The sequence below is a fragment of the Streptomyces sp. NPDC014656 genome, from assembly GCF_043084305.1.
Taxonomy (GTDB): domain Bacteria; phylum Actinomycetota; class Actinomycetes; order Streptomycetales; family Streptomycetaceae; genus Streptomyces.
This window is the reverse complement of the sequence record NZ_JBIBZN010000001.1, coordinates 603,980-620,687: the sequence shown is the minus strand read 5'-3', so window position 1 is coordinate 620,687 and position 16,708 is coordinate 603,980. Positions and strand designations below refer to the sequence as shown.

General features: G+C 71.8%; 11 protein-coding genes and 1 pseudogene. 6 read left to right on the top strand and 6 right to left on the bottom strand.

The window, feature by feature from the left end:
• Positions 1–54: 54 nt before the first annotated feature.
• Entirely contained in the window at positions 55–1,494 is a 1,440-nt protein-coding gene (locus ACF1ED_RS02890; RefSeq protein ID WP_391756596.1) for an RICIN domain-containing protein, read from the bottom strand.
• A gap of 424 nt (positions 1,495–1,918) precedes the next feature.
• Between ACF1ED_RS02890 and ACF1ED_RS02885 the strand changes: the two genes are divergently transcribed.
• Positions 1,919–2,914 carry a LacI family DNA-binding transcriptional regulator gene (locus ACF1ED_RS02885; protein WP_391756595.1) on the top strand — a complete coding sequence of 332 codons (996 nt, stop codon included), beginning with the start codon at positions 1,919–1,921 and terminating at the stop codon, positions 2,912–2,914.
• A 61-nt stretch (positions 2,915–2,975) separates the two neighbouring features.
• On the opposite strand, the gene ACF1ED_RS02880 is transcribed toward ACF1ED_RS02885, so the two are convergent.
• Positions 2,976–3,971, bottom strand: a complete 996-nt coding sequence (locus ACF1ED_RS02880; protein ID WP_391756806.1) for a LacI family DNA-binding transcriptional regulator — start codon at positions 3,969–3,971, stop codon at positions 2,976–2,978.
• A gap of 312 nt (positions 3,972–4,283) precedes the next feature.
• Between ACF1ED_RS02880 and ACF1ED_RS02875 the strand changes: the two genes are divergently transcribed.
• The 4 genes from ACF1ED_RS02875 (at position 4,284) to ACF1ED_RS02860 (ending at position 9,519) form a co-directional block, all read left to right on the top strand.
• Positions 4,284–5,210, top strand: coding sequence for a sugar ABC transporter permease (locus tag ACF1ED_RS02875; protein WP_359165237.1), 927 nt, complete (start codon positions 4,284–4,286; stop codon positions 5,208–5,210).
• Positions 5,211–5,213: 3 nt separating this feature from the next.
• The gene (locus ACF1ED_RS02870) at positions 5,214–6,197 is read left to right on the top strand and encodes a carbohydrate ABC transporter permease (protein WP_391756594.1); all 984 of its coding nucleotides are present in this window, start codon (positions 5,214–5,216) and stop codon (positions 6,195–6,197) included.
• 91 nt (positions 6,198–6,288) lie between these two features.
• Positions 6,289–7,629, top strand: a complete 1,341-nt coding sequence (locus ACF1ED_RS02865; RefSeq protein ID WP_391756593.1) for an ABC transporter substrate-binding protein — start codon at positions 6,289–6,291, stop codon at positions 7,627–7,629.
• A 138-nt stretch (positions 7,630–7,767) separates the two neighbouring features.
• Entirely contained in the window at positions 7,768–9,519 is a 1,752-nt protein-coding gene (locus tag ACF1ED_RS02860) for a beta-galactosidase (RefSeq protein WP_391756592.1), read from the top strand.
• A 538-nt stretch (positions 9,520–10,057) separates the two neighbouring features.
• Here ACF1ED_RS02860 and ACF1ED_RS02855 read toward each other — a convergent pair.
• From ACF1ED_RS02855 to ACF1ED_RS02845, 3 genes are all read right to left on the bottom strand, one after another.
• Positions 10,058–11,086, bottom strand: coding sequence for an ABC transporter permease (locus ACF1ED_RS02855; RefSeq protein ID WP_391756591.1), 1,029 nt, complete (start codon positions 11,084–11,086; stop codon positions 10,058–10,060).
• Positions 11,083–12,687 (bottom strand): sugar ABC transporter ATP-binding protein, encoded by a 1,605-nt coding sequence (locus tag ACF1ED_RS02850; protein ID WP_391756590.1) that lies wholly within the window; start codon positions 12,685–12,687, stop codon positions 11,083–11,085. The genes ACF1ED_RS02855 and ACF1ED_RS02850 overlap by 4 nt, the downstream gene beginning before the upstream one ends.
• Before the next feature lie 179 nt (positions 12,688–12,866).
• A complete protein-coding gene (locus ACF1ED_RS02845) occupies positions 12,867–13,922 on the bottom strand; it encodes a substrate-binding domain-containing protein (protein ID WP_391756589.1) in 1,056 nt (351 codons plus the stop codon).
• A gap of 594 nt (positions 13,923–14,516) precedes the next feature.
• Here ACF1ED_RS02845 and ACF1ED_RS02840 point away from each other — a divergent pair.
• Positions 14,517–14,594 (top strand): annotated as a pseudogene (locus ACF1ED_RS02840) (hypothetical protein); the annotation flags it as partial.
• A gap of 789 nt (positions 14,595–15,383) precedes the next feature.
• Here the strand turns inward: ACF1ED_RS02840 and ACF1ED_RS02835 are convergent.
• Positions 15,384–16,415 carry a YihY/virulence factor BrkB family protein gene (locus ACF1ED_RS02835; RefSeq protein ID WP_391756588.1) on the bottom strand — a complete coding sequence of 344 codons (1,032 nt, stop codon included), beginning with the start codon at positions 16,413–16,415 and terminating at the stop codon, positions 15,384–15,386.
• Positions 16,416–16,708: the final 293 nt, after the last annotated feature.

Here is a 16,708-nt window from a genome sequence, read left to right as displayed (position 1 = left end):
GGGGCAGGCCCCGTCGGGGGCTCGGGGCCTGCCCCGGGGTGGTCCGGACGGCGGTCAGGCGGCCGTGCGGAGCCACTTCTGGTTGGCGCCGCTGTTGCAGCTCCACTGGATGAGCGCCGTGCCGTCGGACGTGGACTGGTTGGTCACGTCGAGGCACTTGCCGCTCGCCGAGGCGGACAGCTGTACGGTGCCGCCGGAGCCGGTCACCCTCCACTGCTGGGCGGTCGTCCCGCTGCAGGGGTACTGGACGATCGCGGCGCCGTCAGCGGTCGAGCCGTCCTTCGGGGCCAGGCACTTGCCGCTGTAGCGGGCCACGATCTGGACCCGGTTGGTGCCGGCGGGCTTCAGCCAGAACTGCTGGTTGACGCCGTTCGCGCAGCTCCACTGGATGAGGGCGGCCCCGTCGGCGGTGGAGCGGTCGGCGACGTCGGCGCACTTGCCGCTGTGCGAGGCGGTCAGGGTCTCCCAGGTTCCGAGCCCCTGTACGGTGCCCGCGGCCGCGTCGATGCCGAGCTGCGGGTAGTAGGCCATGGTCATGGTGGTGTCGGTGGGGAAGGTCAGCGGGGCCCAGACGTACCGGGAGTCGTTGACCATGCCGCCGATGGAGTTGCCCCAGCGGTCGCCCATGTAGAGGTACGAGGTGCCGGAGGTGCCCTGGACGGTCAGGACGTACGCGGTCTGGGAGCCGTAGGCGTTCCAGTCGCCGATGTCCTGCAGACCGGTCCAGTCGCCGGTGATGCTGGAGGAGGTGGCGTACTTCTGCTGGTTGGGGGACCAGCCCGTGGCGCCGGAGGTGAGCAGGAAGTAGACGCCGTTGCGCTTGAACATGGCGGGCGCCTCGCGCCACTGGCCGGCCCACAGCTTGTTCACCTGGGCGTCGACGTCGGTGTAGTCCGGGGTGAGGCGGTAGACGTGGAGGTCGGCGTTCTCGTTGGCGGCGGAGATCATGTATCCGGTGCCGTCGGTGTCGACGAACGTGGTGATGTCACGGGACATGTGGCCGAGCGGACGGAAGCTGCCCCGCCAGGTGTAGTCGCCGTCGACGGTGTCCGAGACGGCCACGGCGGCGCGCGCCTCGGAGTAGTCGGTCGCGCTGCCCTCCTTGTGCATCCACATCACGAACTTGCCGGTCGAGGCGTTGTAGATCACCTTCGGCCGCTCGATGTTCGCCCCCGCGAGTTCGGGGTGGCTGCTCGCCGTGAGGACGTGGTGGCGGAACTCCCAGGTCTTCAGGTCGGTGGAGCGGTAGGCGGAGACGTACTTGAAGCTGTTGTCGGCGTTGCGGTTCTCGCCGAACCAGTAGTAGTACGTGCCGACCTTGACGACCCCGCCGCCGTGGGCGTGGACGGGGTTGCCCGCCGGGTCGGTGAACTGGACGGCGTTGGTGACGGTGACGGCCGCCGCGTGGGCGGTGCCGGCGGCGCCGAGCAGGGACAGGAGGACGGCGCAGAGTGCGGTGAGCACGGTGGCCGCCCCCGAGGTGGTGCGTCGCATGATCGCGTACCTCGTGGTCTGGGGGGAGGGGATGGGCTGGTGTGGCGGATGGGACGGGTGAAGGCGTGGCTTCCTCGCGGGAGGCCGTCCGCCGGGGGAACGCGCTCGTGGGATCGCCGCCGATTGCGGGCGCCGCCGGGGGTCGGGGGACGCCGACGGCGCGTGATCGCCGCGTTACGGGGAGGTGTCGGCTTGTCGTGTTCGCGTTAACACGAGCGCTTGGGAGGAGAGTTTGTGAGGAGCGAGGGGGGCTGTCAAGGATTCGGACACGATCCACCGAAGATTGACCGACTGGTATGTTTACGCCAACACGCCGTAGGCCCTCCTCGCGGGCCGCCCGGACGTCCGCGACGGAAGGTCACCGATGGCGACGGACAACAGAACAAGGTCGCCCCGCTCGCGGCCGGCCCGCCAGTGGCCGTCCATGGCGGACGTCGCCACCCTCGCCGGCGTCTCCTCGCAGACGGTGTCCCGGGTCGCGAACAACCGGCAGAACGTCGACTCCGCGACCCGCGAGAAGGTGCTCTCCGCCATGCAGACGCTGGGCTACCGCCCCAACACGGCGGCCCGCGCGCTGGTCACGGGCCGGTTCGGGGCGCTGGGCGTCGTCAGCTTCGACGTCGGCGCGCACGGCAACGCCCGCACGCTCGGCGCGATCGCCGATGCCGCCCGCGAGGCCGACTTCTCGGTGAACTTCATGGGCGTGCGGGCCCAGACCGAGGCCGCCGTGCGCCACGCCTTCCAGCACCTGATGCTGCAGTCCGTCGACGGCATCGTGCTGGTCGAGTCGCAGATGCTCGACACCCCGTCGCTGCGCCTGCCGCCGTCGATGCCGGTGGTGGTCGCCGACGGCGACACCGGCCACGAGTACCCCCACGTCGACTTCGACCAGGCGCACGGCTCCCAGAGCGTGGTGGCCCACCTCCTCGGCCTCGGCCACCGCACGGTCTGGCACCTCGCCGGCCCGGCCGACTCGTTCGCCGCGCGCCGCCGCGCCGAGTCCTGGCGGCGGACCCTCACGGACGCGGGCGCGCCCGTGCCGCCCGTGGTGCACGGGGACTGGTCGGCGCGGTCCGGCTACCGGGCCGGGCTCGACCTCGCCCGCCGGCCGGAGGTCACGGCCGTCTTCGCCGCGAACGACCAGATGGCGATGGGCCTGATGCGCGCCCTGCACGAGGCGGGCAGGAGCGTGCCCGGCGACGTCAGCGTGGCCGGTTTCGACGACATCGCCGAGGCCGCGTACCTCGTGCCGCCCCTGACGACCGTGCACCAGGACTTCGAGGTGGTCGGCAAGCACTGCGTGGCGCTGCTGCTCGACCAGATCGAGGGCCGTACGGACGGGCCGCGGCGCCGGGCGGTGGAACCCGTCCTCGTGGTGCGCTCCAGCACGGCTCCGCCCCGGCCGGGCGCCCTGGCCTGAAGACGCCGCCGGACGCCCCCGGGGCCGGCCCCCTCCCCCGCGCGGCCACGGGCGTGCGGCGTCAGCTCTCCCGTCCGCGCGCGGCGGGGGGCGCCGTGCTGTGCCGTTCCACCAGCGTGGTCGGCACCAGGCGCACCCCCGTGACCGTCTCGCCCGCCAGCTCCCGCAGGACCGCGTCGACGCACCACTCGCCGACCCGCGCGAAGTCCTGGTGGACCGTGGTGAGGGGCGGGATGAAGGACGCCGCCTCGGGGACGTCGTCGAAGCCGACGACGCTGACGTCCCCGGGGACGCGCACCCCGCGGTCGTGGAAGGCCCGCAGCAGCCCGAGGGCCATCTGGTCGTTGGCCACGAAGACCGCCGTGCACCCGGGCTCCCCGGCGAGCCTCAGGCCGGCCTCGTACCCCGATTCCGGGGTCCAGTCCCCGCGCAGCACGGGTGGCACCGTGCGCCCTTCGGCACGCAGCGCCTCCTCCCACGCCTCGGCGCGACGGCCCGCGGCGAAGGACTCCTCGGGTCCCGCGACGTGCCAGACGGTGTCGTGGCCGAGGCCGAGCAGGTGCCGCACGGCGGCCCGGGCGCCCTGCCGCTGGTCCGTGTCCACCACCGGGAAGCCGGTGGCGTCGGAGTCGACCACGACCACCTTGACGTGCGGCGGCAGGGTGAGGGCGGCGGCGTCGAGCAGGTGCACCTCCATGATCAGCACGACGGCGTCGACCGCGAGCTCGTCGAGGCGGGTGAACGCCCCCTTGACGTTGTCCTGGGTGGGCGCGTCGAGCGGGATGAGCGTGACCGCGTAGCCCGCGCGGGACGCCGATCCCGCTATCGCGTCCAGGGTCCGGACGTTTCCGGTGCTGGTGAGCCCCATCGTGATGACGCCGATGGCCCGGAAGTCACCCCGTTTGAGGGCGCGGGCGGCGCTGTTGGGGCGGTATCCCAGCTCCTTCATCGCGTCGAGGACCCGCTTCCGGGTGGCCTCGACGACGGCCGCGTCGCCGTTGGAGACGCGCGACACCGTCTGCGAGGACACTCCCGCCAGCTGGGCGACGTCCGCCATGGAAACACGGCGCTGCCTGGTGCGCGCCCCCCGCCGGCCGTCGTTCGCGGCCGCCGCCGGCGGGCCGGTCACGTTCTGCTCGGTCACCCGATTCCCTCTCATTCGCTGCCACTTCGTGCTTGACGCCCCCCTGCGGGAATGTCACCATCACGCTACCGATGATTACGTAAACATTTCTCGTCGGCCAGCCCTCCCGCAGGGCCGGTTCCCGGCCACGGGCCGTCCCCGTGCCCCCGGGCCGCCCCACGCCTCAGGCCCCATATCCCGCTCCCGTCTTCCGGACCGACCGGTCACCGACGCTAGGACCACGCCATGACGCTTCTGTCGACGCGCGCTACGGCAGCACCACCGCCCCGCCCACGAGCCCGCTTCCGCCTCCGCAAGGAGGCCCTCGTGGGCTGGGGGTTCGCCGGCCCGTTCGTCGCGGTCTTCGGCCTCGTCTTCCTCGCACCGATCGGGTACGCCGGATATCTGAGCCTCTTCCAGGACCGGCTCATCGGCGGGACCTCCTTCGTCGGCCTGGACAACTACGGCGAGGCGCTGACGGACCCCCGCTTCTGGGACGGCCTGATGCGCGTCGGCCTCTTCCTGCTGGTGCAGGTGCCGATCATGCTGGGGATCGCGCTCCTGGCCGCCCTCGCGATCGACAGCGGCCGCCTCTACGGCAAGACCTTCTTCCGCGTCTCGATCTTCCTCCCGTACGCCGTGCCCGCCGTCGTCGCCAGCCTCATCTGGGGCTTCATGTACGGCGACCAGTTCGGCCTGGTCGGCAACATCAACGAGGCCCTGGGCGTCAGCCTCCCCAACCCGCTCTCCCCCTCCCTGGTCCTCGCCTCCATCGGCAACATCGTCACCTGGGAGTTCGTCGGTTACAACATGCTGATCTTCTACTCCGCCCTCAAGGTCGTCCCCCGCTCGCTCTACGAGGCGGCGGCGATCGACGGCGCCGGGGAGTGGCGGATCGTGGCCTCGGTCAAGCTTCCGGCCATCCGCAGCGCCCTGGTCATCGCCACGATCTTCTCGATCATCGGCAGCTTCCAGCTCTTCAACGAGCCGAGCATCCTGCAGAAGCTCGCCCCCAACGCCATCACCAACGACCTGACCCCCAACCTCTACACGTACTCGCTGTCGTTCTCGGGGCAGCAGCACAACTACGCGGCGACCGTGGCGATCGTGATGGGCGTGATCACCGCGATCATCGCCTACGCGGTCCAGCTGCGCGGCATGCGGAAGGGCTGAGCCATGACCACATCCATGACCACCGCGGCCGCCGAGCCCACCCCCACTCCCCCGGAGCCCCGGTCCGGCAGGGCCCCGGCCGCCCCGCACCGCGCCCGCCCCGCCACGGTCCGCAACCGCAAGCGGCTCCCGCACACGCCGCTCAACCCCCGGCGCAGCGTCCCGCTGACCCTCCTCACCGGCCTGGTCCTCGTCTACACCCTGCTCCCGCTCGCCTGGCTGGTCATCAACGCCACCAAGAGCCAGCGGGGACTGCTCGACTCCTTCGGGCTGTGGTTCGCCGACGACTTCAACCTGTGGGACAACATCACCCGCACGGTCACCTACGACGACGGCGTCTTCGTCCGCTGGCTGCTCAACACGCTGCTGTACGTCGCCGCCGGCGCCGGCGGCGCCACGGTCCTCGCCGTCCTCGGCGGCTACGCCCTCGCGAAGTACGACTTCCCCGGCCGCAAGGCGGTCTTCGCGGTCGTCATCGGAGCCGTGGCCGTCCCCGGCACCGCGCTCGCGGTGCCCACCTTCCTGATGTTCAGCAACATGGGCCTGACGAACACCCCGTGGGCCGTCATCATCCCCTCGCTGATCTCCCCCTTCGGGCTCTACCTGATGTGGGTCTTCGCCGCCGAGGCCGTCCCCACCGAGCTGCTGGAGGCCGCGCGCATCGACGGCTCCGGTGAGCTGCGCACCTTCTTCCGCGTGGCGCTGCCGCTCCTCGTGCCGGGCACCGTCACCGTGCTGCTGTTCTCCATGGTCGCGACCTGGAACAACTACTTCCTGCCGCTGATCATGATCAAGGACCCCGACTGGTACCCGCTGACCCTCGGCCTCAACGCCTGGAACGCGCAGGCCCAGACGGCCGGCGGCGAGGCCGTCTTCGACCTGATCGTCACCGGTTCCCTGCTGACGATCGTCCCGATCGTGGCGGTCTTCCTGCTGCTCCAGCGGTACTGGCAGTCCGGCCTGGCCGCCGGCAGCGTCAAGGAATGACCGCCCTCCCCTCCGGTCCGCCCCCACACCCGCACGCCCCTCCCCACCCGGAAGTCCGTCCCGCCCGCACCACCGACCAGGAGCACCTCCCATGCGCACCCACACCTCCCGCAGACTGCTCGGCGCCCTCGCCGTGCTCGCCACGCTCTCGCTGACCGCCACGGCCTGCGGCTCCGACGACTCGGACGCCGGCACCGGCGGCGGCGCCCCGAAGGACGTCACCGCCGCGTTGGAGAAGGGCGGGAAGGTGACGGTGTGGGCCTGGGAGCCCACCCTGAAGAAGGTCGCCGCCGACTTCGAGAAGAAGTACCCCAAGGTCGACGTCGAACTCGTCAACGCGGGCACCGGCGACAAGCAGTACACCGCCCTCCAGAACGCCATCGCCGCCGGCTCCGGCGCCCCCGACGTCGCCCAGATCGAGTACTACGCCCTCGGCCAGTTCGCCATCGGCAAGACCGTCGAGGACCTCTCCTCCTACGGCGCCGCCAAGTACGGCACGAGCTTCACGCCCGGCCCGTGGAACGCGGTCTCCGAGGACAAGGCGATCTTCGCCCTGCCGATGGACTCGGGCCCGATGGCGTTCTTCTACAACAAGAAGGTCTTCGACAAGCACGGCATCAAGGTGCCGACCACCTGGGACGAGTACGTCGAGGCGGCGCGGACCCTGCACAAGGCCGACCCGAAGGTCTTCATCACCAACGACACCGGCGACGCCGGCGCCACCACCAGCCTCATCTGGCAGGCCGGGGGCCGCCCGTACAAGACGGACGGCACGAACGTCACCGTGAACTTCGGCGACGAGGGCACGAGGAAGTACACCGCCACCTGGCAGAAGCTCCTCGACGAGAAGCTCGTCGCACCGATCAGCTCCTGGAGCGACGCCTGGTACAAGGGACTCGCCGACGGCTCCATCGCCACCCTCTCCATCGGCGCCTGGATGCCCGCCAACCTCACCTCCGGCGTCGCCACCGCCTCCGGCGACTGGCGCGTCGCCCCCCTCCCCCAGTGGACCAAGGGCGACAAGACCAGCGCCGAGAACGGCGGCAGCTCCCTCGCCGTCCCCAAGGCCGCCAAGAACAAGGAACTCGCCTACGCGTTCACCGAGTTCGCCACCACCGGCGCCGGCGCCAGCGGCCGCGTCGCCGAAGGCGCCTTCCCCGCCACCCGCGCCGACCTCGAATCCCAGGCCTTCCTCGACAAGCCCTTCCCCTACTTCGGCGGCCAGCAGGCCAACCGCGTCTTCGCCGAATCCGCCCGCAACGTGGGCGAGGACTGGTCCTACCTGCCGTTCCAGGTCTACGCGAACTCGATCTTCAACGACACCGTCGGCAAGGCGTACGTCTCCCCGACGAAGCTCGACGACGGCCTGAAGGCCTGGCAGGACGCCAGCGTGAAGTACGGCGAGGATCAGGGCTTCACCGTCAACAAGTAGGCCTCACCACCCCGGGGCGGAGCCCAGGCGCTCCGCCCCGCGAGCCCCGGAAAGGGCTTGCCACGTCCCTCATGTTTGCGTAAACATAAGGGACGACGTCTCGACCCGCACGCCTTCACGTACAGGAGCAAGCAGCGCATGCCCGTTCTCCAGACAGACCAGACCGGATTCCTGCTCGACGGAAAGCCCTTCCGTTTCCTGTCCGGCGGGCTGCACTACTTCCGGGTCCACCCCGAGCAGTGGCAGGACCGGCTCCACAAGGCCCGGCTCATGGGCCTCAACACCGTGGAGACCTACGTCCCCTGGAACCTCCACCAGCCGCGCCCCGACCGCTTCGTCCTCGACGGCGGGCTCGACCTCCCCCGCTTCCTCGACCTCGCCGCCGCCGAGGGCCTGCACGTGCTGCTGCGCCCGGGCCCGTACATCTGCGGGGAGTGGGAGGGCGGCGGCCTGCCCTCGTGGCTGCTCACCGAGCCGGACATACGACTGCGCTCCCGCGACCCGCGGTTCCTCGCGGCGGTGGACGACTTCTTCCGCCGCCTGCTCACCCCGCTCCAGCCGTACCTCGCCTCGCGGGGCGGCCCGGTCCTGGCCGTGCAGGTGGAGAACGAGTACGGGGCCTACGGCGACGACACCGCCTACATGGAGCACATCGCCGACTCGCTGCGCGCCTGCGGCGTCGACGTGCCCCTGTTCACCTGCGACCAGCCGGCCGACCTGGAGCGGGGCGCCCTGCCCGGTGTCCTCGCCACCGCCAACTTCGGCAGCCGCTCGGCCCACCACCTGGCCGCCCTGCGCGCGCGGCGGCCCGAAGGCCCGTTGATGACGACGGAGTTCTGGATCGGCTGGTTCGACCGCTGGGGCGCCCGGCACGTCGTCCGCGACGCCGACGACGCCGCACGCGAGCTCGACGAGGTCCTCGCCGCCGGCGCCTCGGTGAACTTCTACATGTTCCACGGCGGCACCAACTTCGGCTTCACCAACGGCGCCAACGACAAGCACACCTACCGCCCCACCGTCACCTCCTACGACTACGACTCGCCGCTCGACGAGGCCGGGGACCCGACGGAGAAGTACACCGCCTTCCGCGACGTCATCGCCAAGTACGCGCCCGTGCCGGACGCCCCCCTGCCCGCCCCGGGCGCCAAACTGGCCGTCCCCGCAGTCGCGTTGACGCAGAGCGCCGAACTGCTGCCGAGCGCGGACGGGCTGGCGCCGCGGATCGCGTCGCGGCGCCCGCTGACCATGGAGGAGCTGGAGCAGGACTTCGGCTTCGTCCTGTACGAGACCACGGTGCCCGTGCGCGGCCCCGCCCTGTTGGAGATCGAGCACGTCCGCGACCGCGCCCAGGTGTTCGTGGACGGGCAGCCGGTGGGCGTCCTGGAGCGCGAGAACCACGAGCACGCGCTGGCCTTCACGGCCCCGCGGGCCGGCAGCGTGCTCTCGATCCTGGTGGAGAACCAGGGCCGGGTGAACTACGGCCAGGGCATCCACGACCGCAAGGGCCTGCTCGGCTCGGTCCTCGTCGACGGCGTCGAACCGTCGGCGTGGACGAACCGGCCGCTGCCGCTCACCACCCTGGAGGACGTCCCCTTCGCCCCGACCACGACGACCCCCGTGGGCCCGGCCTTCCACCGGGGCGCCTTCGACGTCGCCGAGCCCGCCGACACCTACCTGCACCTCGACGGATGGACCAAGGGCAACGCCTGGGTCAACGGCTTCCCGCTGGGCCGGTACTGGTCCCGCGGCCCGCAGAAGTCGCTGTACGTCCCCGCTCCCGTCCTGCGCTCCGGCACGAACGAGATCGTCGTCCTGGAGCTCCACGCCGGCCCCCGGGGCCGTACCGTCGACTTCCGCGCGACGCCCGACCTCGGCCCGACCGAGGAGTAGGACCACCCGGCGACGCCGGGCCCGGGCGACTCCCCCGCTCGCCCGGGCCCGGCCCCTCCCCGCCCCGCCCCAGCCCTCCCGGCCTCCGGGAGGGCTTTCGCCGTTCCCGGGGCCGGTGGGCTCTCGCGGCGGTCGGCGGGCTCGTGTGGCGGGCAGCGGGCTTCCCTCACTCGCGGGCCGACCGTGAAGGGCACCGGCGGAGGGGCGGGGCCGGTGCCGCCGACAGGGCGGCCCGGACCGCCCGCGCCCTTGCCGGCGCCGGTGCGCGGCCGGGAGCGCCGCTCCCGGTCCGGGATCCGGGATCCCGGGTCTTGGATCCCGGGTCTTGGATCCCGGATCTTGGATCCCGGGTCCTGGATCCCGGGTCCTGGATCCCGGGTCCTGGATCCCGGGTCCTGGATCCCGGATCCCGGATCCTCGGCCCTGCGGCGTGTCCGCCGCGCCCCCCGCCTCCTTGCGCCGCGAGGCCCGCTCCCTCGGTGGGAGCGGGCCTCGTCCGGGCGCGGACGCGCCGGTGGAGCGGTGCGGCGGTGGTGGGTCAGTGAGGGAGTCCGACGGCGCGTTCGCCGTTGCGGCGCTGCTGGATCACCACGGCGGCCACGAGCAGGGCGCCCTGGGCGACGTTCTGCCAGAAGGTGTTGATGCCCTCGACCGTGAGGCCGTTCTCCAAGGCGCCCAGGAGGGCGACCGCGAGCAGGGTGCCGCCGACCCCTCCCTTGCCGCCCTTGAGGGCGCAGCCGCCGAGGGCGGCCGCGGTGATGGCCTTGAGTTCGAGGCCCTCGCTGCCGGAGACGGGCTGCCCGGAGCCGGTGCGGGCGGTGAGGAGGATGCCCGCGACGGCGGCGACGACGCCGATGAGGGCGTAGACGGCGACGAGGTACTTGTTGATGCTGATGCCGGCCAGGCGCGCGGCGGTGTCGTTGCCGCCGATCGCGTAGAGGTTGCGGCCGATGTCGGTGTACTTGAGCATCACGTGCACGGCGATCGCGACGACGATGAGGATCCAGACCATGACGGGCAGTCCGGCGATCTTGCCTCGGCCGAGGAAGACGAAGACCGGGTCGTTGAGGACGTAGCCCTGGGCGCGGCCGTCGGACAGGAGCTGGGCGAGGCCCTTGTAGGCGGCGAGTCCCGCGAGGGTGGCGATGGTCGGGTTGACGCGGCCGTAGACGATGACGAGGCCGTTGAGGACGCCCACCAGGACGCCGGCGCCGACGGCGGCGAGCATGCCGACGAACGCGCTGGATCCGGTGCCGGTGAAGACCATGGCGCTGACGACCGAGGCGACGCCGACCTGGGAGCCGACGGAGATGTCGAGGCCGCCGCAGATGATGACCACGGTCTGCACGATGGCGAGGAGGCCGGTGATGGTGGCCGCCTCGGCGATCACCTGGAGGTTCGAGAGGCTGAGGTAGTTCTCGTTGAGGGCGCCGAACAGGCCGAGGACGACGACGAGCGCACCGATGAGGCTGAGGTTCTGCCCGCCGAGGGCGGCCAGCGGGGAGCGCTTGCGCGCCGCCGGCGGGGCCTGCTCGGTCTCGGCCGGGGAGGTGGTGGCGGTGGTCATCGGGGGCCTCCATGGGCGGAGTCGGTGCGGGGCCGGGCGGCGGCCGGGGCGGGGACGGGGTCGAGGGGCGCGAGGTCGTCGGCCATGGCGAGGTTGAGGATCGCTTCCTCGGTGGCCTCGGCGCGGCCGAGTTCGCCGGTGACGCGGCCGCCCTGCATCACCACGATCCGGTCGGCGAGTCCGAGCACCTCGGGGAGTTCGGAGGAGATCACGAGCAGGGCGACGCCGTCCCGGGCGAGGTCGGCGATGATCCGGTAGATCTCCGCCTTGGCGCCGATGTCGATGCCGCGGGTGGGCTCGTCGAGGATCAGGACCTTCGGCCGGCGCAGCAGCCAGCGGGCGAGGACGACCTTCTGCTGGTTGCCGCCGGAGAGCTTGCGGACCTCGTGCTCGATGGACGGGGTGCGCACCCTGAGCCGGTCGGAGAAGTCCTGGGCGACGGCCTGCTCCTGGCCGCGTCGGACGAAACGCATCCGGCGCAGGCGTTCCAGGCTGACCAGGGAGGTGTTGTCGCGGATGGACCGGTGCAGGAAGAGCGCCTGGGCCTTGCGCTCCTCCGGGGCCAGGCCGATGCCCGCCCGGATGGCGTCCTTCGGACCGCGCAGCCGCAGCGGCCGGCCCTCCAGGGTGATCCGGCCGGAGCGCAGGGGACGGTCGCCGGCGAGCGCGAGCCCCAGCTCCGAACGGCCGGCGCCCATCAGCCCCGCGAGGGCGACCACTTCTCCGGCCCTGATCCGCAGGCTGATGTCGGTGACGTCGTCGGTGGTGACGCCGTCCAGTTCCAGGACGACGTCGTCCCGGGCGACGTCCTGCCGCACGAAGAGCGAGGAGAGGTCACGGCCGACCATCATCCGCACGACCTCGCCCTCGGTGGTCGCGGCGGCGTCGAGGACGCCGGCGGAGGCGCCGTCGCGGAGCACGGCGATGCGGTCCGCGAGCCGGAAGATCTCCTTCATGCGGTGGGAGACGTAGATGATCGCGATGCCCCGGGCGCGCAGCCGGTCGATGAGGGCGAACAGCGCCTCGGCCTCGTTCTCCGCGAGCGAGGAGGTCGGCTCGTCGAAGGCGATGACCTTGGCGTCGCCGGTGAGGGCCCGCAGGATCTCCACCAACTGCCTCTGGGCGGGGGTCAGTTCGGAGCCGATCTGGTCGGGGTCGATGACCTTGTCGAAGCCGAGCCGTGCCAGGTCCGAGGTGATCCTGCGGCGCAGTTCGGCGCGGTCGAGGCGTCGGCCGGCCTTGCGGGGCAGCGATCCGGCGTAGACGTTCTCCGCCACGGAGACGTGCGGGATGATCTCCGGTTCCTGCGGGATGATGCGGATCCCGGCCCGGCGGGCGTCGTGCGGCGAGGCGAAGGAGACCGGTGCGCCGTCGAGGAGGATCCGCCCGTCCGTGGGCTGGTGGTCACCGGTGAGGATCTTCAGCAGCGTGGACTTGCCGGCGCCGTTCTCGCCCATGAGGGCGGTGACCCGCCCGGGAGGGAAGGTGAGGGTGACGCCGCTCAGGGCCTGGACGGCACCGAAGCGCTTGGTGACGTTCTCGACGGCGACGCCGACACCTGGGGTCGCCTGCGTGGGGGGTGGGGTGCCGGGTGTGGTCATGCTGGCCTCACGTGCTGGAGGGACGGGAAGGGGCCGGGCGCGCGCCGGCCGGCGGGAGGGGGCCGGGGCGCGTGCCACCGGCCGGCGGGAGGGGGGCCGGGGCGCGTGCCACCGGCCGGCGGGAGGGGGGCCGGTGCGGCGGACGGGGCGGTACGCCGCACCGGCGTCGGGGGCGGCGCTCAGCCGCAGGTGACTCCGGCGGACTTCCAGGTGGCGGCGTCGACCATGGTGGTCGGAGCGAAGGCCTCCTTCGGGAACTCCTTGCCGTTCTTGAGCTTGTCGTACATGGTCTGCACGGCCAGGGCGCCGACGTCCTCGCCGTTGATGAACAGCGCGGCCTTCATGCCGGACGGCTTGCCCGAGCTCCAGTTCTTGCAGGCGAGGTAGGCGCCGAGGCCCACGCCGATGACGTCGTCGGCCTTGAAGCCGGCGTTCTCCAGCGCGGTCACCCCGCCCTGGACGTTCTCGTCGTTGCAGCCCCAGACCACCCAGTGCTTGACGTCCGGGTTCGCGGTGATGGTGGCCGCGATCTTGTCCTGCGCGCCGGTGGGGCTGTTGTCCGTGGGGACGTCGATGTTCTGCACCTTGGCGCCGGCCCCGGCGACGAAGGCGTCCTTGGCCGCCTTGACGCGGTCGGTGCAGACGGTGACGTCCTGCTTCCAGGCGGAGATGGTGCGGGTCTCCGCGGGGTTCCAGCCGGCCTTCTTAAACTCGGCGGCGGCGCGCTTGCCGACCTCGCCGCCCATCTGGGCGCCGCTGAAGCCGATCCGGGGGACGAGGGCCTCGGGGGGACACGAGGACGGGTCGGGCCCGGTCGTGCAGATCTGGTCGTCGGAGGTGAGCAGGGCGACCTTGGCGTCCTTGGCGATCTGGGCGACCTGGGGACCGACGGCCGGGTCGGGGACGACGACGATCAGACCGTTGCTCTTCTGCGAGATCGCCGACTGCGCCTCGCTGATGGTCTTGTTGGCGTCGGTGCCCAGGTTGACGACCTTCAGGTCGACGCCGAGTTCGGCCGCCTTGGCCTTGGCGCCGGCCGCCTCTCCGACGAAGTACTCCTGGTCGCCCTGCTTCTGGAGGTACGTCAGGGAGATCTTGCCGTCGACCTTGGCGGTTCCTCCGTCGCTTCCCGTATCCGACGCCTGCTGGCCGCTGGAGCAGGAGGCGAGCGCGAGGACGGTGGCCAGTCCCAGTGCGGCCGTCGCCACCGGACGCCGATGGTATTCCGTGAACATGTCGTTCCCCTTGCCCGGCCGGGCCCGTGCGGCCGACCGACGTGCGTGGATCAGGTGGTGTCGCGGAGGTCGCGGCAGAGGGACGGGAACGAGGGTTCCGGTCCGGGCGGACGACCGTGCGAGGTGAGCGGCCGGGGCACTTCCGAAGTGCTGAAGTCACCACAGCGAACCATTAATCAACTAGATGCACCACAGAAAAGCGCTGACCTCACCAAAAGTCAACACGCAGATCCAGGCCGCCGGGATCGATACTGCTCCGTTATCCGTGCCGACACGGCCGATATGGCCGACAGTGGCGCACCGAAGCCCACTCACCCAGGGGGCATGGGGCATGTCGCGTTCACCATCAAGATGTTGAAATTTGTTTGTTCGACTTCTCGGCGGGGGGTGGGCCTTCCCCCTTGAGCCGGCGACCGGGGCACGGCCTGCCGGCCCGGGGAGACGTCAGCGAGAGCGGCCGGGAGGCCGCGGGTCATCCGCGCCCCGGCTCACCGCGTCGTGCGGCGACGAGCTGAGCCGGAGCGTGACGGCGCGTAGGGGCTGAGCGGGGGTGTGGCCTGCCGGAGCCGCCCCCGTCTCGGCGAGGGCCGCGCCCCCACCGCCCCCACCGCCGTCGCCGGCATCGACCAGGCCCTGTGGGACATCAAGGGCAAGGCCCTCGGCGTCCCCGTCCGGCTTCGTCTCCCGGCAGCAGCACGACCGGCGGTCGCCCATCGGAACCGCCCCACCGGACTTCGCGGTGTCGCACATCTCCTCCTGGCACGATCCGCGGTGAGGGCGCTGCGAAAACGGGTGCGGCCACCGTTGGTCACCGGTGTCCGAAGACGGAAGGTCATGCGGTGGCCGCAGGTCGCAGCGCAGACCGCGCCCGACGGCAGGAGTCGTCCGAGGGCCCGAGGCTGCGGATCTCGGAGGGGCTTCGCGCGGGTCGAACCCCGTTGCCGAGCACGGGACTTTGCCCTTGGACCGCTCTCGGCTCTCGGACCCGCCGCGCAAGCACTGCTGGACCACGGCCGAGCGCATCGGGGCCCCCGGACGGGCCGCGACACCTGCCCGGGCGGGCCGAGCGGGGCGCCGAGCCGGTCCGCGACGGCCCGCACGGCTACGTACCGGATACGCACCGGAGCATCTGACGACCGAGCAGGCCGTGCTCGCGGGAGACGAGCCGGCGACCCGAAGAAGGGGACGCGCACGGTGGACTTCCCACCCCGGTACACCGCCCCCGGCGACAGGATCGAGAACGCCCAGCTCGCCGTCCACCTCACCCACACATCCCGGCACCGGCACCGGCACCGGCGCGCAGGGATCGACCGTGCCCTGTACCCGCCCATGTCCTGGCCCGGCGGCGTCGAACGCCGCGGGCGGGAGCTGGTGCGCCGACGGGCAGCCGGTGGTCGTGGTCCTGCGGCCCCGTCGGTGCTTCCCCCTCCGTCTTCGCCCCCGGCGCCACGCCACCAGCGCTCAGTCCATCTGGCGCCGGTCCTCCTCGCTCCATGCCCGGGTGTCGCGGGGCTCGACGTACGGTTCCTCGTCCTCGGGCTGTCCGTCGGCGATCGCCCGCCGGCGCATCATCTCGGCGTCGAACTGCAGGCCCAGCAGGACGGCCAGGTTGGTGATCCACAGCCACACCAGGAAGATGACCACGCCTGCCAGGGTGCCGTACGTCTTGTTGTACGAGCCGAAGTTCGCGACGTAGAACGCGAAGCCGGCCGAGGCGACCATCCAGATCACCAACGCCAGGAAGCTGCCCGGGGTCACCCATCTGAAGCCGCGGCCCTTGGCGTTGGGCGCGGCCCAGTACAGCAGCGCGATCATGACCGTGACCAGGAGCAGCAGGACCGGCCACTTCGCGGTCGACCACACCGTCATCGCGGTGTCGCCCACTCCCAGCGCCGAACCCGCCTGCCGGGCCAGGGTGCCGGTGAACACCACGATCAGCGCACTGGCCACGGCGAGGACCATGAGCACGACGGTCAGCCCGACGCGCAGTGGCAGCACCTTCCACACCGGCCGGCCCTCGGGGATGTCGTACACGGCGTTCGAGGCGCGGATGAACGCGGCCACGTACCCGGAGGCCGACCAGATCGCGATCAGTACGCCCACGACCGCGAACAGCGAGCCGATGCCGGCGTTGCCCCGCAACTGCTCCACCGCGCCGCTGATCACGTCCCGCGCGGCCCCGGGGGTGAGTTCTCGCAGGTTGTCCAGCACCTGCTCGGTCGCCGCCTCTCCCGTGATGCCCAGGAGCGACACCAGCACCAGGAGGGCGGGGAAGAGGGCCAGCACCCCGTAGTACGTCAGCGCCGCCGCCCGGTCCGCCAGCTCGTCGTCCTTGAACTCCTTCAGCGTCCCGCGCAGCACCGCCTTCCAGGCCCGCTCGGGCAACTCCGAGGGCCGGTCCGGCCCCCGCTCCCCGGCCTGCCGGCCCACCCCCGCGGTCTCGGCAGGCGGGCGGCGGCCTTCCCCGGGCTCCGGTGTCCTTGTGGGTTTCATGGTCGGCGCCTTTCCCTTCCCGCCGCACCCATGCCGCCCATCCGTACGGGAACCGCGGAACGGGGTCCGTACGACTGTCCCCGGAGGGCGGCCACCCGGCTTCCCCGCTCCTCCTCCCCGCCGTGGTGGCGCGCCCGTTCCCTCCGCACGCTCGTCCCGGCCATGGACCGGACGGCCGCCGCTCCCCGCAAAGCCGGGATCCAGAACGCGCGTTCGGAACGATTCGCGCTTTTCGCGCATACAACGTGAGGCACCGGGCACGCGGTCACCAGCCACGGACCGGGGCCGGGGAC

Bases quoted from the DNA above. Each gene is read 5' to 3' on its own strand.
- ACF1ED_RS02885 (WP_391756595.1), top strand. From the start codon at position 1,919: ATGGCGGACGTCGCCACCCTCGCCGGCGTCTCCTCGCAGACGGTGTCC.
- ACF1ED_RS02870 (WP_391756594.1), top strand. From the start codon at position 5,214: ATGACCACATCCATGACCACCGCGGCCGCCGAGCCCACCCCCACTCCC.
- ACF1ED_RS02890 (WP_391756596.1), bottom strand. From the start codon at position 1,494: ATGCGACGCACCACCTCGGGGGCGGCCACCGTGCTCACCGCACTCTGC.
- ACF1ED_RS02835 (WP_391756588.1), bottom strand. From the start codon at position 16,415: ATGAAACCCACAAGGACACCGGAGCCCGGGGAAGGCCGCCGCCCGCCT.
- ACF1ED_RS02845 (WP_391756589.1), bottom strand. From the start codon at position 13,922: ATGTTCACGGAATACCATCGGCGTCCGGTGGCGACGGCCGCACTGGGA.
- ACF1ED_RS02860 (WP_391756592.1), top strand. From the start codon at position 7,768: ATGCCCGTTCTCCAGACAGACCAGACCGGATTCCTGCTCGACGGAAAG.
- ACF1ED_RS02850 (WP_391756590.1), bottom strand. From the start codon at position 12,687: ATGACCACACCCGGCACCCCACCCCCCACGCAGGCGACCCCAGGTGTC.
- ACF1ED_RS02865 (WP_391756593.1), top strand. From the start codon at position 6,289: ATGCGCACCCACACCTCCCGCAGACTGCTCGGCGCCCTCGCCGTGCTC.
- ACF1ED_RS02880 (WP_391756806.1), bottom strand. From the start codon at position 3,971: ATGGCGGACGTCGCCCAGCTGGCGGGAGTGTCCTCGCAGACGGTGTCG.
- ACF1ED_RS02875 (WP_359165237.1), top strand. From the start codon at position 4,284: ATGACGCTTCTGTCGACGCGCGCTACGGCAGCACCACCGCCCCGCCCA.
- ACF1ED_RS02855 (WP_391756591.1), bottom strand. From the start codon at position 11,086: ATGACCACCGCCACCACCTCCCCGGCCGAGACCGAGCAGGCCCCGCCG.